Annotated in this window: 17 protein-coding genes; 8 read left to right on the top strand and 9 right to left on the bottom strand. The window is 46.3% G+C overall.

Annotated elements, in window-relative coordinates; translation table 11 throughout:
* The 6 genes from QUB20_RS14840 to QUB20_RS14815 form a co-directional block, all read left to right on the top strand.
* Positions 1 to 804: calcium-binding protein (locus QUB20_RS14840; RefSeq protein WP_333291443.1), on the top strand; the 804-nt coding region annotated here is incomplete at its 5' end.
* Between the two features lie 310 nt (positions 805 to 1,114).
* On the top strand, positions 1,115 to 1,288 hold the full coding sequence (locus tag QUB20_RS14835) for a hypothetical protein (RefSeq protein ID WP_333058015.1): 174 nt from the start codon (positions 1,115 to 1,117) through the stop codon (positions 1,286 to 1,288).
* Between the two features lie 259 nt (positions 1,289 to 1,547).
* Positions 1,548 to 2,513, top strand: a complete 966-nt coding sequence (locus QUB20_RS14830) for a threo-3-hydroxy-L-aspartate ammonia-lyase (protein WP_333246883.1) — start codon at positions 1,548 to 1,550, stop codon at positions 2,511 to 2,513.
* A 318-nt stretch (positions 2,514 to 2,831) separates the two neighbouring features.
* Positions 2,832 to 3,137, top strand: a complete 306-nt coding sequence (locus tag QUB20_RS14825) for a small RNA NsiR4-regulated ssr1528 family protein (protein ID WP_190735614.1) — start codon at positions 2,832 to 2,834, stop codon at positions 3,135 to 3,137.
* Positions 3,138 to 3,297: 160 nt separating this feature from the next.
* Entirely contained in the window at positions 3,298 to 3,567 is a 270-nt protein-coding gene (locus QUB20_RS14820) for a type II toxin-antitoxin system Phd/YefM family antitoxin (protein ID WP_333211817.1), read from the top strand.
* The gene (locus tag QUB20_RS14815) at positions 3,554 to 3,832 is read left to right on the top strand and encodes a type II toxin-antitoxin system RelE/ParE family toxin (protein WP_333211818.1); all 279 of its coding nucleotides are present in this window, start codon (positions 3,554 to 3,556) and stop codon (positions 3,830 to 3,832) included. Before QUB20_RS14820 ends, QUB20_RS14815 begins: the two co-directional genes overlap by 14 nt.
* A 51-nt stretch (positions 3,833 to 3,883) precedes the next feature.
* Here the strand turns inward: QUB20_RS14815 and QUB20_RS14810 are convergent, their stop codons facing one another.
* The 6 genes from QUB20_RS14810 to deoC form a co-directional block, all read right to left on the bottom strand.
* Positions 3,884 to 4,795, bottom strand: coding sequence for an NAD(P)H-dependent glycerol-3-phosphate dehydrogenase (locus QUB20_RS14810; RefSeq protein ID WP_333246881.1), 912 nt, complete (start codon positions 4,793 to 4,795; stop codon positions 3,884 to 3,886).
* 336 nt (positions 4,796 to 5,131) lie between these two features.
* Positions 5,132 to 5,560: an NUDIX hydrolase gene (locus QUB20_RS14805; RefSeq protein WP_333245922.1), complete on the bottom strand. Its 429-nt coding sequence runs from the start codon at positions 5,558 to 5,560 to the stop codon at positions 5,132 to 5,134.
* A gap of 90 nt (positions 5,561 to 5,650) precedes the next feature.
* Positions 5,651 to 6,877, bottom strand: coding sequence for a glycosyltransferase family 4 protein (locus QUB20_RS14800; RefSeq protein WP_333058011.1), 1,227 nt, complete (start codon positions 6,875 to 6,877; stop codon positions 5,651 to 5,653).
* Positions 6,878 to 6,903: 26 nt separating this feature from the next.
* Positions 6,904 to 8,475, bottom strand: coding sequence for an MFS transporter (locus QUB20_RS14795; protein ID WP_333246877.1), 1,572 nt, complete (start codon positions 8,473 to 8,475; stop codon positions 6,904 to 6,906).
* Positions 8,476 to 8,706: 231 nt separating this feature from the next.
* Positions 8,707 to 9,582 carry a DNA repair protein RecO gene (recO, locus tag QUB20_RS14790; protein ID WP_333246875.1) on the bottom strand — a complete coding sequence of 292 codons (876 nt, stop codon included), beginning with the start codon at positions 9,580 to 9,582 and terminating at the stop codon, positions 8,707 to 8,709.
* Positions 9,583 to 9,848: 266 nt separating this feature from the next.
* Entirely contained in the window at positions 9,849 to 10,529 is a 681-nt protein-coding gene (gene deoC / locus QUB20_RS14785) for a deoxyribose-phosphate aldolase (protein ID WP_333211823.1), read from the bottom strand.
* Positions 10,530 to 10,875: 346 nt separating this feature from the next.
* Between deoC and QUB20_RS14780 the strand changes: the two genes are divergently transcribed.
* Both QUB20_RS14780 and QUB20_RS14775 read left to right on the top strand, forming a co-directional pair.
* Entirely contained in the window at positions 10,876 to 11,238 is a 363-nt protein-coding gene (locus QUB20_RS14780) for a hypothetical protein (protein WP_333058007.1), read from the top strand.
* 354 nt (positions 11,239 to 11,592) lie between these two features.
* Positions 11,593 to 12,615 carry a tetratricopeptide repeat protein gene (locus QUB20_RS14775; protein ID WP_333246873.1) on the top strand — a complete coding sequence of 341 codons (1,023 nt, stop codon included), beginning with the start codon at positions 11,593 to 11,595 and terminating at the stop codon, positions 12,613 to 12,615.
* 91 nt (positions 12,616 to 12,706) lie between these two features.
* Here the strand turns inward: QUB20_RS14775 and QUB20_RS14770 are convergent, their stop codons facing one another.
* The 3 genes from QUB20_RS14770 to QUB20_RS14760 form a co-directional block, all read right to left on the bottom strand.
* A complete protein-coding gene (locus QUB20_RS14770) occupies positions 12,707 to 13,453 on the bottom strand; it encodes a hypothetical protein (RefSeq protein ID WP_333246871.1) in 747 nt (248 codons plus the stop codon).
* A 767-nt stretch (positions 13,454 to 14,220) separates the two neighbouring features.
* Positions 14,221 to 14,943, bottom strand: coding sequence for a pyridoxine 5'-phosphate synthase (locus tag QUB20_RS14765; RefSeq protein ID WP_333204002.1), 723 nt, complete (start codon positions 14,941 to 14,943; stop codon positions 14,221 to 14,223).
* Between the two features lie 190 nt (positions 14,944 to 15,133).
* A complete protein-coding gene (locus QUB20_RS14760) occupies positions 15,134 to 15,772 on the bottom strand; it encodes a nucleotidyltransferase domain-containing protein (protein WP_333246869.1) in 639 nt (212 codons plus the stop codon).
* Between the last annotated feature and the right edge of the window lie 83 nt (positions 15,773 to 15,855).

Genomic DNA, 15,855 nt, shown 5'->3' with positions numbered 1-15,855 from the left:
ACCGTAGTCGGTGGTTCTACCTTGATTGCGAATCTGGGTACTGCTGCTACCAATCTGGGAACGGCGGACTTTGTATTTACAGGTACGATCGCACCTTCTGCGGGTGGTACTACTACCAACTCAGGTAGCGTTGTGGATTTAATCACTAATCCCGGTACTTTCCCGACAAGCGGAGTTAACAACTTCGGTTCTGGTGTTGGCGGTTACAACTTCACCACTCCTGTCTTATTTACAGGAAGTGCGACAGCTAATAACGTCACCGGCACTGAGTTTGCTGACATCTTGAACGGCGGATCGAGTGCTGATATTTTCGACGGCGGTGCAGGTAACGACAGTATCTCCGGCGATGCAGGTAACGACAGCATTTTCGGCGGCGCGGGTAGCGACAGTCTCTTCGGCGGCGAGGGGAATGACACTTTAATCGGTGGTGTGGGAACCAATGTTCTCAACGGCGGTGCTGGTGCGGATGTGTTTGTGTTCACCGGAACTACTGCTGACGGCGGGGATGTAATTACCAATTACAGCATTGCTGATGATGTAATTAATCTCGACAAAACTGGTTTTGCAGCGTTTACAACCGGAGGGACTTTGGCTTCGAGTTTCTACGCTTACAGCAGCACAGTTTCTGTAACTGCGCTCGAAGCAACTTTAACCGGCCCGTCCATCATGGCTATCTACGACGGTTTGTCTACTAAACTGTATTACGATAGCAACGGTTCTACGGTTGGCGGTAACAGTTTGTTTGCAACTGTCAATAATGTCGATTTAGGAATTTCCGGTAATACTGAATTGTTCTTGTTCTAAACGGCAAGAATCCTAATCGGGATATCGGTACGGTTAGGGACACAGCCATGCTGTGTCCCTACAAGATACGGGTAAGGACACAGCCATGCTGTGTCCTTTTTTTTGGTAATTGTTAAACAATTTAGCTGCTCTTTTTTTGGTAGGGAAATGGCATTGCCGTGTTCTTTTTTCCGTTGTTGTCGATGGTTGGAGTCGATCGCACTCGCGAGGGCAATTTCACCATCCAATCCGGTTTATTTTACCCGTTATATCCATTCCGGTTGATTAAACCGCAGAGGACACAGAGGATACAGAGAAAGGGGAGAGAGAGATGAATAATTCCGATGCCAATGGATTTGATATTACCGAAAATCAGGACACTCCGCCGTGCCGTTTCTCTACAATTAATCCGGCGGTGGTTAAATTTGTATTCACATGGACGCACTTCGACAAAGAAACCGGGTTTTTTACCTCATCTTCGAGTGCGAACGAAGTATTTTCGTAAAAAAACCAGGTTTCTGGGCCCCATGCGTCACTCCTAATTGATTAACCCCTCTCCTGTGCAAGTACAAACGTCCCTTTAATTGTTGATAGTAAATTGTCATAACTTTGATTTGAGTCCACAGCTTTTTTAACCATTAAGCGCCACAGCTAATGATAATTATTCATAAGCTGATGATAAAAATTTATAGTTTAATGGTAAGAGTGAAGCGGGCAATGCCCACCCTACAAATAGAGTCCTCGATCGCCCTAATCTAAAATCTATGAGTGCCCAAAATCCCTTGTCAGTCTGTTTCGCGGATGTGAAGGCGGCGGCAAATCGCTTGCAGGGCAAGGCTTTCAAGACGCCGGTGCTGACTTCGGAAACTTTCAACAAACGCACAAATTCTCAGGTATTTTTCAAGTGCGAAAACTTTCAGCGCACGGGCTCGTTTAAATTTCGGGGTGCTTGCAATGCTTTGATGCAGCTATCTGAAGCTGAAAAACAGCGGGGAGTGCTGACTTTTTCTTCGGGAAATCACGCGCAGGCGATCGCCCTTGCCGCCCAGTTGTTACAGATTCCTGCTACTGTTGTTATGCCGGCAGATGCGCCAAAAGTCAAGCAAGAAGCGACTCGTGGCTACGGTGCAGAGATTATTTTGTACGATCGCACTCAAGTTTCCCGCGAAGAGTTAACCGCTAAAATTGCCGCAGAACGACACTTGACAATTATTCCTCCTTATGATCATGCGTGGGTGATTGCGGGACAAGGTACGGCGACGCTGGAATTAATCGCAGAAGTTGGGGAGTTGGATTTGCTGCTGGTTTGCTGTGGGGGCGGGGGTTTGCTGTCGGGATGTGCGATCGCGACAAAAACTTTGTCTCCGCAGTGTAAAGTAATAGGAGTGGAACCGGAGCAAGCAGACGATGCGACGCGATCGTTCCGCACGAAAACGCTACAAACTGTTACTAACCCGGATACGATTGCTGATGGTGCGCGCACGCCATCTTTGGGGAAATTAACCTTTCCTTTGGTGCTGCATTATGTTGATGATATGGCAACAGTTTCAGAAGAGGCAATTCGCAGCACAATGTTTTTTATGTGGGAACGCATGAAGATAGTTGTGGAACCGACGGGAGTGTTAGCGGCGGCGGCTTTGCTTTCAGGTGTTGTGCCGGCTGAAAATGCGAGGATTGGCGTGATTGTTAGTGGCGGAAATGTCGATTTGAGGGAAGTCAATCGATTTTAGATTTTAGATTTTAGATTTTAGATTTTAGGCGTTGCTGAATACAGGTAAGCTGTTCTCCATTTAAATTGTGTGTCAAAAATCACTCAAATTATTGTGGGATGGGCACGCGAGTCCGTCCCGAATATGCAATTTAAACGCGCAACAGCTTATGAATGGAAAATTTCGGAATTACTATAAGCCAACTATCGTGAGTTATGTAACTTCCCATAAAACTTTATTCATACCGTGAATCAGCAACGCCAGATTTTAGATTGAATAATTTATGTAGCAGCTTCTCTGATAAAATGCTGGCACAGCAAACTTTGATAACACAGCACAATGTCTTCAGAAACAAACTCAGCGGCTCAATCTACAACTGGTGCAGATGCGATCGATGTTGCGATCGCCTCTGGAATCGACTTTGACGGTACTCCGATTCCGCAAGCAAAATTAGACCTCTACCAGCAAGTGATGGGATTAGAAGCCGGCAGACAGCGCAGCGGCGTGTCAAATACAATGCGATCGCGCATTGTCCGAATCGGTGTCAAACACATCGGACAAGAGGAACTCGATAAAATGCTGGTTGCGGCAAACTTTGCACCGCTGAAAGAGAAAGAAATCGCTTTTTATTACGGCGGTAAATAGATCGTATTTATCCCACATCTTGCACCATTCTCAATAAGCCTTTTATGAACAGGCAAGATGCCTGTTCCACAAGAAAATCAATTCTTTGTGGAACAGGCATCTTGCCTGTTGCTGCCGATTTTGCCTAAAATAGACATAACCCACGCTCATAACATCTGTCATGCAAAGTTACACCCTCGCAGAAGTATGTAATCCACAGGGGACAGTCTTTAACCGAGCTGCTGTGGAGCCAGTTTTACTCACAGATAAATCGCAGCCCAGCCACGTAATTATGTCCGCTGATGCCTATCAGCGCTTGATAGAGCGGCTGATGGAATTAGAAGATATGCTTTTAGGTTCATCAGCAAAATCTGCCCTGAGTCAGTCTCAAATGGTTGGTACTAAAACCTTTGTAGAAACACTAAAACAACTGGCCAATGGCGAAACTTGATGGTTTACAAACAGTTCTCGACTTTCTCAAGGGTTTGCCACCTAAAATAGCGGCTCAAATTGCTAAAAAAGTGTTAGCGCTGAATGTCGATCCTTTACCTAATGATAGCAAGCAATTAATCGGATATCCGGGTTATTATCGGGTAGATAGTGGCGAGTATCGGATTATTTACAGCTTTAATTCCGAAGAAGATTTGGTAGAAATTATTCTAGTTGGTAAGCGTAACGATGATGAAGTGTACAAAAAATTAGAGCGCCTTTTTTAAGAAACTCATTCTCAGTGATGCTGCTTTAAATATCTGGTAATTATTTTGATATTACTCCGGTTTTAAAGTGCGTTCCATCAGTGATAAAACAGCGTGTTCAGGAGTAATTTCACCATTTAATAAGCGATAAACTTGACGAGAAACAGGCACTTCTATGCCGCGTTGATTGGCCAAATCAATCAACACATTAGTAGTATTGACTCCCTCAGCAGTGCTCTGCAATTCCTGCAAAATTTGCTCTAAAGATTTGCCTTCAGCTAATCCGAAACCAACCCGATAATTGCGCGATAAAGGACTGTTGCAAGTAGCCAGCAAATCTCCCAAACCCGACAAACCGTAAAAAGTTTCTGCGCGAGATCCCAAACGAACTCCCACCCGAATCATTTCCGGCAAAGCGCGAGTCAGCAAAGCAGATTTAGCATTAGTTCCTAATTGTAAACCGTCGCAAACACCAGCGGCGATCGCAAATACATTTTTCAAAGTTCCACCTAACTCAGTTCCCAGCGGGTCTTCATTCACATAAACCCGAAAAATATCAGAACTGTAAATATTTTGCACTTGCTTGGCCGCCGCTAAATCCGAACTCGCCGCTACCGTTGCAGCCGGCAATCCTTGCTGAATTTCCTCGGAAAGATTAGGGCCAGAAAGTACCACAATTGAATTGTTAGGAAAGGCATTTTGCCAAATTTGAGATGGAGTGCGGGTAGTCGCGGGGTCTAAACCTTTGGTGACGGTAACTATAATTGTACTGGGACTTAACTGTAAAGCCAAAAGTCGATCGACCGTTGCTCCAACTCCTTTCATGGAAACTGCGGAAACAACAACATCCGCACCTGTGATAACTGATTCTAGATTAACAGAACTGCTGCGCGACCACAAATTAACTCGATCGCCTTTTTTGCCTCCCAGACTTGCCAGTGCTGAACCCCAAGCACCTCCGCCTAATATTGTCAAGCTTGCCATAGAATTTAGTTTAATTAACTCAGATTTTACACCATTCTCAAGAACGGGCGAGACGCCCGTTCCACAATAACATTAATTTTTTTTGTGGAACAGGCATCTTGCCTGTTGCTGACATTATTGCAAGAAGATTGAATGTTTTTGTGGAACAGGCATCTTGCCTGTTGCTGACATTATTGCAAGAAGATTGAATGTTTTTGTGGAACAGGCATCTTGCCTGTTCCTGACGGGCGAGATGCCCGTTCCACAATAACATTGAGTTTTTTTTGTGGAACAGGCATCTTGCCTGTTCCTGACATTGGTGCAAGATGTGAGATGAACGAAACAAAAACTCCCCTCCTACAAACGCGGACGCAATCCATAATGACGGTAACGCCAATAATCTCGTAAAATGCGATCGTGATCGAAACACAACTCACGAGGAATCTGCCAAGATTCAAAAATTTGTAAACTTTTAGCATCGTCGGCGGCTTGAGGTTCGCCCGTTGCAGAAGCCAAGAATACAATACTGATAGTGTGTTTGCGGGCGTCGCGATTTGGATCGGAATAAACGTAAAATTGCTCGATTAATTCTACATTCAAACTCGTTTCTTCTAAAGCTTCGCGTTTGGCCGCCGTTTCTACCGCTTCCCCGTAATCGACAAAACCGCCGGGAATTGCCCAGCCGTAGGGAATATTGCGGCGTTCGATGAGTACGATCGGGCGATGGGGGCGATCGGCTAATTCGATGATAATATCAACTGTAGGAGCGGGATTTCTATAAGTCATATGCGAAGGAAGAAGGAAGGCACGACACGGATTTTGACACGAATACACGGATTAATTTCAACGGGTTCGGAGTTCCTTCTTCCTGCTGAATTATGCTAAACCGCGAATTAGTACGCGCTGCCTTTGCAAAACCTCTGAGTACAGCTTTTCCAACTCAGTAATATTCTGACTGAGAGTGTATCGCTCCATCGCCCGTTGGCGTGCTTTTTGACCAAGCAGCATTCCCAACTCAGGATGATCGCAAAACAGCGGCAGCAAGGTTTGCAACTGACTTCGTACCCGCTGAGTGTTCAAAACTATCCCCGCGCCTTCCTCCAAAGCCTCGCCGTCAGCACCGGCATCCGTTGCCAAACAAGCTAAACCGCAGGCCATCGCTTCCAGCAACGACAGCGACAGTCCCTCCACTAAAGAAGGCAAAATAAATACGTCTGCCCCCCGGAGGATTTCGATGCGGCGTTCCTCCTCGGCGACAAATCCGAGCCACACAATGCCATCATCTTCGCCGTAAAACAGTTGCAGCGAGGCTGCTAGGGGCCCGTCGCCTACGATCGCCAATACGTTCCCAGGGCCAAAATTACAGTGTTTCCACGCCTTGAGCAAAGCCTCGACATTTTTCTCCTGGGCAATGCGGCCTTGGTAAACAAAAATTCGATCGGCTTTTAATTCCGACTTCAACCCCGAAGGCCCTGGAGAATATTTAATGGCATCCACGCCGTTGGGAATCACGGCTACCCGTTCCTGTGGCACTCCCAACTTCACCAATATATCCCGCTGAATCTGAGAAAAAACGATCGTCGAGTCGTAGTTCGCCAAAAATGGAGCGTACAGTTGATACATCAGGTGTTGGGTTCCCGATGTCAAATTCCGCAATTTGCGATCGAACGGCGGGTGAAAAGTCGCCACCAAAGGCAAATTCAATTCTTGACAAATTTCCGGCAGCAGAAAGTCTAAAGGCGAAAGCGTCAGGGAAGCGTGAACAACATCGGGTTTGAGCCGCCGCAGAGATTTCATCAGCACTGTGCGGGACTTGAGAGTGGGAATCGTATAAATTTGCGATTTGTAGTGACAGGGTAAAGAGACTTCGTTGCAACTGGCGGACGAGAGCGAAGTGGTATATGAGGTTTGAGTAATTCCCTTTCCCCATGAACCATTTGCCATACTCCACCCCGTATTGTTCCTGTCCAGTGAGTCCGCCTCTTGGGCAAAGTGCAGAAAACTAACCTGGTATCCCCGGTCTAATAGTGCGTTGGTGACTTCCCTGGAGTAAGTGACGTTACCGCAAAAAGGTGATTTTTTTCCTAGCCAAGCGATGTGCATTCCAGTAAATCAGAGTTTGTTATTTTTTAGATTCGATCGACTTTGCTATTACTGCTACGGAAAATATACCAGGTTAAGACACCCCCAGCCATCGCTAATCCTGCTAAAGCCAAAAATACTGTTGGCAAACCCAGAAATGTTTCTGCTACCCCGGCCAAAGCCAACGGTAAACTCAAAGCGATATTAGTGGCATTGTTTTGCAGCCCGAAGACTTTTCCCCGCATTTCTTCTGGGGTTTCTGCTTGAATTGTAGTCTGCATCGGCACTCCCACCAATGAGGCAAATAAACCCAACAGGGTAATGAACAGCACCGACAGCCACAAATGGTCTGTAAACGCAGAAAGGGCCATCAGAGCAAGTGCCATCCCAATCGAGCCGATTAAACTCAGTTGGGAGTGAGAAAATTTGTGGCCGAGATAGCCGACTGTCGTCGCCCCAGCAGCCATGCCGACGCCCACCGCCGCCAGCAAAAAGCCAAATTGTGATGCTTTCATACCGGGGAGGATTTCTGCCAGCCGAACTGCTAGAACTGCCAAGGCTGCAAAAATGGAAAATAGAATAATTAGTTGAATTAAAGCATTGCGGACTTTGGGTTGATCGTTGATGTAACGCAGGCCATCTCGCAAATCTGCTAAGGGGTGGGGCGGTTCGTGTTCGACTTCGTTTTTTTCGCCTGTTTGCATCGACAGCAAGAGCACTCCGGCGAAGGCGTAACTTCCGCCTACTACTAATTCTTTGCCGATGCCGAGTCCGCCGCCGAGGTTGGAAAATAGGGTGTCGGCTAAAGCTAGTAAGGGTTCTCCGACTGCGAAGCCAATAATCACCGAACCCATCATGGTTGTGGTGTAGAGGGAGTTGGCTGATAGCAGGTGGCGGCGTTCCACAATTAGGGGAATCACTGACTGTTCTGCTGGCGCGAAAAATTGAGTTAAAGTCGAGACTAGGAATGTCACTAACAGCAGCAAGCAGAATCCGAGCGGCAGTTGACCGAGTTCCCACCCGTCAGACAGCCACAGCAGCACGGGCAATGTTAAAACAAAGGCTCCCCGCAGCAGGTTTGTGGCGACTAGCACTGCTTTTTTCGACCACCTATCGACATACACGCCTGCGGCGGCCCCGAACAGCACTGCGGGTATGGTAAAGGCGATCATGATTGCTGATACCCACCTGCTGATGGTTTGATCTGGCGCTTGAAAGCGGCTGGCTACGAGGGCGATCGTCAGTACGAGATAAACTTTATCTGCTAGTTGGGAAAAAACTTGCCCACTCCACAATGCTAGAAAATTTGGGTTTTTGAGCACTGGCAGAAATCCCGTTTGTTTTTCGGGAATTTCGGCTACTGCTTCGGAGAGTTCTGCTGCTGACTCTGATGTGGGAACCGGGGGGATTGCTTCGGGCTGTGGGCTATTGCCGTTGTTCCAGTCTGGTGCTGGAGTTGTGGGGTATTTATCCATTTCTGGGTCTGGGACGTTGCTCCATTGTCGATCGGCCAAGACCGGCTCGGAGCTAAAATCGGGAAAATTTTCTCGTTCTTCCATTTTGTGGTGGGTCACAGCTAACACAGATATTCTCAAATCAGAATCAGACAGTCGCATCATAGGATTTGGGGTGGATGGCCTGGGATGGTGGAGGTTGGAGGGATTGGAATTTGAAATTGAGGTGTTAACCCCTAAGTTTATTAATAATCTCGTAACTTTATCTATATCTATTATCTGATGTCGCAACAACCTTGAAAATTTACCTGAAATTGCCGGCAGGTTCGGGTATCCGGCAGGCTGGGGGTGCGATGTACGATCGCCCCTTCACCTATTTAAGTCAACACTCAAAATTTAAAACTCAAAACTCTCTAGGTAGGTGTCGATCGAGCTTCCCGATCGAATCGTGCAACCTAAATGATACTGGGCATATTGTCGCAAAATATTTTCGACAGATATCCAAGTTGTTCGATCGGCAATCCCCTCTCCTAGTTCTGGACTAGCCAACTGTTGCAGCGCTGCTAATTCCTTAGCATTAATCTCGAAATTTGTCAAGTGTTTGCTACCATTCGTTTGCCGGGAACGGGAGGCGGATTTGTACAAGCTACCGTTTTCTGAAGAGAGTTCTGCCTCTAGGTTAGCTAGTTCGGGTAAGCTGAAGGTTCCCCCAGAGGGTATACTAAACCCGGTTTGCCAGTTCAGATCGCTGAAATTTGGGATGAGCGGCCCTCTGGTGGCGCAGCAGACTTGGACTTGGGGCGCGAGACCGGCTAAGGCTAGCAAGTGAAAAATGCCGTGGGCGAGGTGAGCAATCAGCACGGCGGCGGATTCGATTTCTGTGCGATCGGACAAACGCTCCAAACGGCTCAAATGTTCGCCCAGCAACCAAAACAGGTCTTCTTGGGGCTCATCGGAAAGGGCGCTGGCGATCGCCAATTCCGCCAGATATTGCGCCGCTGCGAGTTTTCCGAGGTTGCGGCTCAAACCCGGATGGGATTCTACGGTGTTGGCTTGGGTAATTTTGTCGAGCGATCGGCCTTTGGCAATTAGCAATTCGTTGACGACAAATAATTCGCTTCGGCCGCCAATGGTCGATCGTTGTTTGCGAACACCCGGTGCTACGGCTCGAATTAAGCCGAATTCCCGCGTCAAAACTGTCAGCAGTCGATCGGATTCGCCGATGGGTGCACTCTTAAGATTGATTCCAGTTGCTTTGTAAGTTCGAGTCACTCGATTTTAGATTTTAGATTTTAGATTTTAGATTTACTAGAATACTTCGGACAGTTTCATTGTCCTCGTTGGTCGATCGACCTAGAACAGTCATTCTACAGTTGGCAATCAAAAACTGTCCGAAGTATTGTTATTAGACAGTAGCAAAAACAGTCCAATAGGCAAAACTTTTAGTTGTAGGGTGCGTAAGGGCGCACCAATTCCCCATTAGCCATTACCAATTAGCCATTGCTAATAACTAATAACTAATGACTAATGACTAATGACTAATGACTTTTATCTAAATTATCGCGCTGGCGCATTAATTCCGGGCCGCGAGAAGTCCCCAAACGAGTTGCCCCAGCTATTACCAAATCTAAAGCTTGTTCGTGAGTACGAATTCCGCCGGCAGCTTTAATCCCAATCCGTCCCTTCGTAACTTCCTTCAGCAGTCGCACATCGTCAACTTTCGCCGGGCCAAAAAAGCCAGTGTTGGTTTTGATGTAGGCGGCGCCGGCTTCCATGCAAATCTCAGCCGCTAATTGTTTTTCGGCATCGGAAAGGAGCGAACTTTCGATAATTGCTTTGATGGTGAGATTTGTTTCTTCGCAAATTTGGGCTAACTCCCGGTGGAATTCGTCGATTCTTCCCGCTTTCAACAATCCTAAGTTAACAGAGACATCTAACTCTACGGCTCCATTATCTGCTGCTTCTAGAGCTTCGTAAACTTTCACCGTTGAAGTCGAAGCACCGGTGGGAAAACCTATAACTGTACAGACTTTGGGACGTTTGCCGTGCAGCAGCTCAACTGCTTGTCTGACGTAGGCGGGATACACGCAAACTGTGACAAAGCCAAATCTCTCTGCTTGTTGGCAACAGTGTTCTACTTGCTCTGGCGTAGCGGTGGGGTCGATCAGGCCGTAGTCGATCAAGGGGGCAATATCGATGTCTGCCTGGTTTGCAGCCATTGCTGTTTTTTCTCCGAAGTAACTACTTTATTAAGTATGTATCGAATTTACCAATCTAAAATCTAAAATCTAAAATCTAAAATCGATCGACTTTACTTTGACCCCGATCGAGCATAAATACTCAATTTGCTGCTCGCAAAAACTCTTGTGGGAAGTGGTTTGCCAATTTATGTCAAAAAAATATTTTGGTATCTGCCTTTAGATACATTTTTGATCTTTCTTTAGGTATACTTTGTTAAAAGGAGTTGCGGTAGAGCCTGCGTCAGCTACGCTAGGGCAGAGCCTGGTAGCGGCTACTGTTTTTACTCTGAGTAGTGCTTTAAAAACATAAAAGCCAGTGCCAAGCATGAATCATTTAGAACTCGAACAAGAAATTGGGAAGATGGCTAGAGCGATGATGACTCGCAATAGTTTAATTGGTAAGGATTTGATTGCGGATCTCAGAGGGCGGCTGTCTGTTGACAGTGTAGCTGCTTTGATGATTGTCAGTATTGAGCGTTTGATTTGGTATGACTGCGAGTCCGTAATCTGGAGTTTGAGTTATTTGATTCCTGCTGACGTGATGGAAGAAATTCGCCGGATTACTGCGCTGGTTGTTTGCCAGCGGTTGATGGGCAAGGGTTTTCTGCTGGGGAAAGATTTTAGTATTGATGCAACAGGCCAGTTGATGTTGAGTGAGAATGCTAAAACAGCGGTTGTGATTGCTTGAATTGGGCAACCAGAAGTAGAAGCTATTAGCACTAGGAGATTTGCAGTTAGACTTGGGGCGCCCTAGAACTTTTTGTGTAACTGCAAACCTAATTCGGGATGCGGTGGTAAGAGTTGCGCGATTCACGCAGAGTTAAAATTCGCAGCAGCTCTAAAAAACGATGAGTGCGGTTAGCTAAAAGAGCTTTTTACTAGAGGAAAATAGTTAGTTTCGACCGCAAATTGTTGAGGTTGTTACGGGTACTGTGTACGGGCGATCGCCCTGTATCAAATTTTTCATATTTTTAGTGGAATTACAGTTTTATTCCAGGTATGGTTTCATGTAGAATCATCCCTAAGATAGATACAAAATATTATGAACTTAATTCAAAACTTGGAAGCGGCTTGGTATTACCATCTGGGCTCGCGCCACCTCGAAGCTAACGATGATCATGGTGCTCTGGCGAACTTTAACAGAGCTTTGAAGTTGCAATCAGATCATTATAAGGCTTGGTTCGGCCGAGGTATGGCTCTGGGGAAATTAGAACGGCACTTAGAGGCGCTGAAGAGTTTTGATGAGGCCTTGGCGGTGGAGCCGAATGCGAGCTTTGGCTGGCACAACCGGGCGATTGCTTTAGGAAAGTTGGGCCGCTGGTTGGAGGCTCTCAACAGTTTTGATCGGGCTCTGGAGTTCAGTCCGTGCGCGGCGAGTATTTGGCACAACCGGGGACTGACGCTGATCGATATGGGGCTGTACGAGAAGGCGGTTCTGAGTTTTGATCGCTCTTTAAATTTGTACCCGGAGGCTGCTTGGGCGTGGTACAACCGAGGTAATGCCCTGTTGGAACTCAAGCTTTACTATCAGGCGCTCAACAGTTTTGACCGGGCGATCGAGTTTAAGCCTGACGATGCGAAGGCTTGGTACAATCGCGGTATAGCTGCAAACTCTATGGGACTTTACAAACAAGCAGTAGCTAGTTTTAGCCGATCGATCGCTCTACAACCGGGCAGAGCCGAAGCTGTGGGCGAACGGAGAGTTGCTTTGGAGAAATTAGTAGGTTTAAATCAGAGAAATTCCAAGTTTACTCCCACATCTGAGCGTCCCTTGGAAGATTATTTAATTTGGTACAACCGGGGTGTGGAATTGGCGCGAAAAGGCTGCTACTCTGAGGCGATTGCTTGCTACGAAACAGTCTTAGAAATAACTCCTGATTTTGCTAATGCTTTTTACAATAAAGCTTGCTGTTATGCGCTACTGGGATTTGCTGATTTGGCCCTTGACAATTTGCAGCGGGCTGTTGAGTTTATCCCTAATTTATACCGAGAGCTAGCTTTAGCTGACCCGGATTTAAGCTGCATTTGGAAACAAGAACGTTTTGAAGCGCTGATCCAAGGTTGATTTTACACAAAAAACAGCTCGCCAATGGGGCGAGCTGTTTTTTTGGGCGGCGCAAATTCGATCGCCCTCAAGAGTATTTGTGGAATCTTTGCTATTGCACAGAAACTCGGATTGAGGGCTTGACCGGCCTCTTGGCAACTACGATCACCCGGTAAGTGCCGGATTCCGGTAGTTGAGCAAAAGTTTGACCTTCGCCTTGATCCAGGAGTTGTCCCGACGGAGATTCGATCGCCAGATCTAGATTTTTGGTGCTAGCTGTCACCCTAATTGTCTGCCCCTGCTTGCCTTGAACCGTGATGGGCTGGATTTGGTAGCCGGACATTTTGAGTTTGACTGTGGCTTGTTTTTCCTTGAATGCTATGGGAATTGCGCGATCGGGCCGATAAGTCCACTTGGCGCTAAAGTCGCGTCCGATTACGAAGCTGGTGGTTTCACCTTTCGGGGTAACTCGCACGCGATAGATGCCTGACTCTGGCAACTGGCCAATCCACTGATTATCTCCTTTTTCAATAACCCCCATATTTTCACCATTGGGACTGTACAGTTCGGCTGTCAGTTGTCCTGCCCACAGCGAGAGAGTGAGTTCTCGCCCTTTGATGCCTTCAAAAATATAGGTGGTGGGTTGGTTGATGGTTTCTCGGATTTCCGAGGTTGACATTCGCTTGATTGGTTCGAGGTTTGAAACTGATTCAGAAGTAACGGGTTTGTTAAGGGTTTCTGTAATTTCCGAGGCAGCCATCAGCTCGCTCGGTGCAATTTTGGGGGCTACTGGGCTGGCAAATACTGATTTTGCCGTCATCATGAGTAGCATTCCAGTCAGTAAAATTAGTTTTTTCATGTCGCACTTCCGGGGGGGGTAAGGAGTTGTATATGGTTACTTGTGTTTGCCTGTTTTCACCGGATTAAATCGGGCGATCGCACAGAGGCTACAGCAGCATATAGGATACAAGTAAATATCCCGTACTTGCACAAAAGCTGCTGGTAGCAAATTGGCAGTGCGGGAGCTAAGTAGTAGCCTCAATTTGTCGAGACATTTCAATGATACTACCTACGCATAATATCATCAGAGAATATTACTAATTTAGTCGAGGAAAATTAAAGCTTTTTCCGAGGTTCTTGCTCAAGAAATGCCCACACCCAAAAAACGCCGTCTCTGGGATTCTGGCTCTGCCTTGCTACTGGAAAACGGCTAGCACCAGCAGGGGGTGACAACCCTAGTGTTACTTCATTGTTGACAATCAAGCATCCAGGATACCCGCCACGTGATTCATCCGTCCAGAAATAAAAAACCTGTATCCGATGAAACTTGCCCCCCGAATTTATCCGTGGTCAATGCTTCAATGCTTCAATTCTAAAATCTAAAATCTAAAATCTAAAATCTAAAATCTAAAATCTAAAATCTAAAATCTAAAATCTAAAATTGATTGACGATCGCTTAATTATCTAGGGCGCTGCGAACCCCACCTTAGCATATTTCTAGCGTATTAAACCATTTTTTGCGTAAATTTTGATACTGTATCTTGGTAGAGCGGATTGAGTTATTATTTCTGACAAAAACCAGTTAATCACTACCAAATCCGCCCTACCACACGAGGTTAAATTGTACTACGAACCTGCCAGAATTTTTAGGTAAGCTTGTACTGTGTTGGACAACCCCATTTCTAGCGCTTCCGCAATTAAAGCATGACCAATTGATACTTCTAGTATATCAGGAATAGAGCAAAATTTAGCTAAGTTTTGCAAATTTAAATCATGTCCGGCATTCACCCCTAAACCGGCTGATTGAGCCGCTTTAGCTGCTAAGACATATTGTTGAAAAACAAAGTCTACTCTACCTTCGCGAAAAGCAGTTGCGTAGGGTTCCGTGTACAGTTCTACTCTGTCTGCTCCAACTTCTTTTGCTAGCGGCATGAGAGCAGCATCTGCGTCCATAAACAAGCTGACTCTGATGCCGTTGTCTTTTAATTTTTCAATGATTGGTAAGAGCCGATCGCGATTTTCGGGAATATTCCAACCGCTATCCGATGTTAGCACGTCGGGAGCGTCCGGCACCAAGGTACACTGAGCCGGTTTTACGTCGCAAACTATATCCATAAATGGCGGCTGAAATGGATTTCCTTCGATGTTGAACTCAACGGTTAGCATTTTGGCTAATTCGTAAACATCGGCGGCTTTGATATGCCTTTCGTCGGGGCGAGGATGGACTGTAACGCCATGAGCTCCGGCAGCAATTACTGTTTTTGCGGCTTCGGTAACACTGGGGATACCGATGTTTCGAGAGTTTCTGAGGAGGGCGATTCTGTTGATGTTGACGCTGAGTTTTGTCATGGGATGTTAATCTTTAAAGTTGAGCTCACATCTTGCATCTTTCTCAAGAACGGGCAAGATGCCCGTTCCACAAAGAGTAGATTTTATTGTGGAACAGGCATCTTGCCTGTTCAAAAAAGGAGTATTGACAATGGTGCAAGATATAAGTTGATAATACTATATTAATCGCTTTCGGTACTAAAATTTGAGCCTATTGCGGTAGTGTTAGGGCATTGTCAGAGGAAAAATTAGCTTGTGCAAGCGGTAAACTTTCTGCAAAAAAAGCCTCAGCTATCTGCTGTTTTGCTGCCAAATCTTCAAGGTTGGCAATGCAGAAAAGCGGTGTGACGCGATCGACTATTGGGCGCGGAAAGTCTCGGCTGAAATATTTTAGTTCAAAATCGTATCTGTGGGGACGGTAAATCATGCCCAACAGTTCGACTAAGGGTAGAAGCGTCCAATTGTGATAGTTGCCGATCGCATCTACTAAATGTCCGCGATAAATCTCTTTTTTTACCAGAGGTTGCAGCAAATCGAAACTGATTTTAAGGTCGTTTAATCTCGACTGCATTGTAGATAAATGTTTGCTTTTATCGACAGGATGCGGTACAATTAGATTAGCTTTGTCAAAGGCGATCGGCACTTTCCCGTGTCTCTCTATTTCCAGAAAATCGTTGCGGCGGCTGCGCCGAAAAACGGCGAAATCAATTAGCAAAAACGGCGGGATTTCTTTCAGCCGGCAGAAGCACTGCGATTGACCGTGCCAAGCGGGTTCGGGAACTCGATATTTGATTTCGATTTCGCCAAGTTCTGCGAGGGCTTTTTCCACAATCTCAAAGGTTTCTTCCACGCAGTTATAATATCCTGAAAACCCCGCGACTTTAGTCCGGGGATGAAAGGGGCAAGGAGGCTTTAGCCTCCCAGTCTATTTTC

The organism is Microcoleus sp. B4-C2, assembly GCF_036705265.1.
GTDB lineage: Bacteria > Cyanobacteriota > Cyanobacteriia > Cyanobacteriales > Microcoleaceae > Microcoleus.
Note: the sequence above shows the minus strand (reverse complement) of the source record. Positions and strands in the feature narration are given on the sequence as shown.

Excerpts from the sequence above, each read along its gene's own strand:
- QUB20_RS14835 (WP_333058015.1), top strand. The coding sequence starts at position 1,115 with ATGAATAATTCCGATGCCAATGGATTTGATATTACCGAAAATCAGGAC.
- QUB20_RS14830 (WP_333246883.1), top strand. The coding sequence starts at position 1,548 with ATGAGTGCCCAAAATCCCTTGTCAGTCTGTTTCGCGGATGTGAAGGCG.
- QUB20_RS14825 (WP_190735614.1), top strand. The coding sequence starts at position 2,832 with ATGTCTTCAGAAACAAACTCAGCGGCTCAATCTACAACTGGTGCAGAT.
- QUB20_RS14820 (WP_333211817.1), top strand. The coding sequence starts at position 3,298 with ATGCAAAGTTACACCCTCGCAGAAGTATGTAATCCACAGGGGACAGTC.
- QUB20_RS14815 (WP_333211818.1), top strand. The coding sequence starts at position 3,554 with ATGGCGAAACTTGATGGTTTACAAACAGTTCTCGACTTTCTCAAGGGT.
- QUB20_RS14810 (WP_333246881.1), bottom strand. The coding sequence starts at position 4,795 with ATGGCAAGCTTGACAATATTAGGCGGAGGTGCTTGGGGTTCAGCACTG.
- QUB20_RS14805 (WP_333245922.1), bottom strand. The coding sequence starts at position 5,560 with ATGACTTATAGAAATCCCGCTCCTACAGTTGATATTATCATCGAATTA.
- QUB20_RS14800 (WP_333058011.1), bottom strand. The coding sequence starts at position 6,877 with ATGCACATCGCTTGGCTAGGAAAAAAATCACCTTTTTGCGGTAACGTC.
- QUB20_RS14795 (WP_333246877.1), bottom strand. The coding sequence starts at position 8,475 with ATGATGCGACTGTCTGATTCTGATTTGAGAATATCTGTGTTAGCTGTG.
- deoC (WP_333211823.1), bottom strand. The coding sequence starts at position 10,529 with ATGGCTGCAAACCAGGCAGACATCGATATTGCCCCCTTGATCGACTAC.
- QUB20_RS14780 (WP_333058007.1), top strand. The coding sequence starts at position 10,876 with ATGAATCATTTAGAACTCGAACAAGAAATTGGGAAGATGGCTAGAGCG.
- QUB20_RS14775 (WP_333246873.1), top strand. The coding sequence starts at position 11,593 with ATGAACTTAATTCAAAACTTGGAAGCGGCTTGGTATTACCATCTGGGC.
- QUB20_RS14770 (WP_333246871.1), bottom strand. The coding sequence starts at position 13,453 with ATGAAAAAACTAATTTTACTGACTGGAATGCTACTCATGATGACGGCA.
- QUB20_RS14765 (WP_333204002.1), bottom strand. The coding sequence starts at position 14,943 with ATGACAAAACTCAGCGTCAACATCAACAGAATCGCCCTCCTCAGAAAC.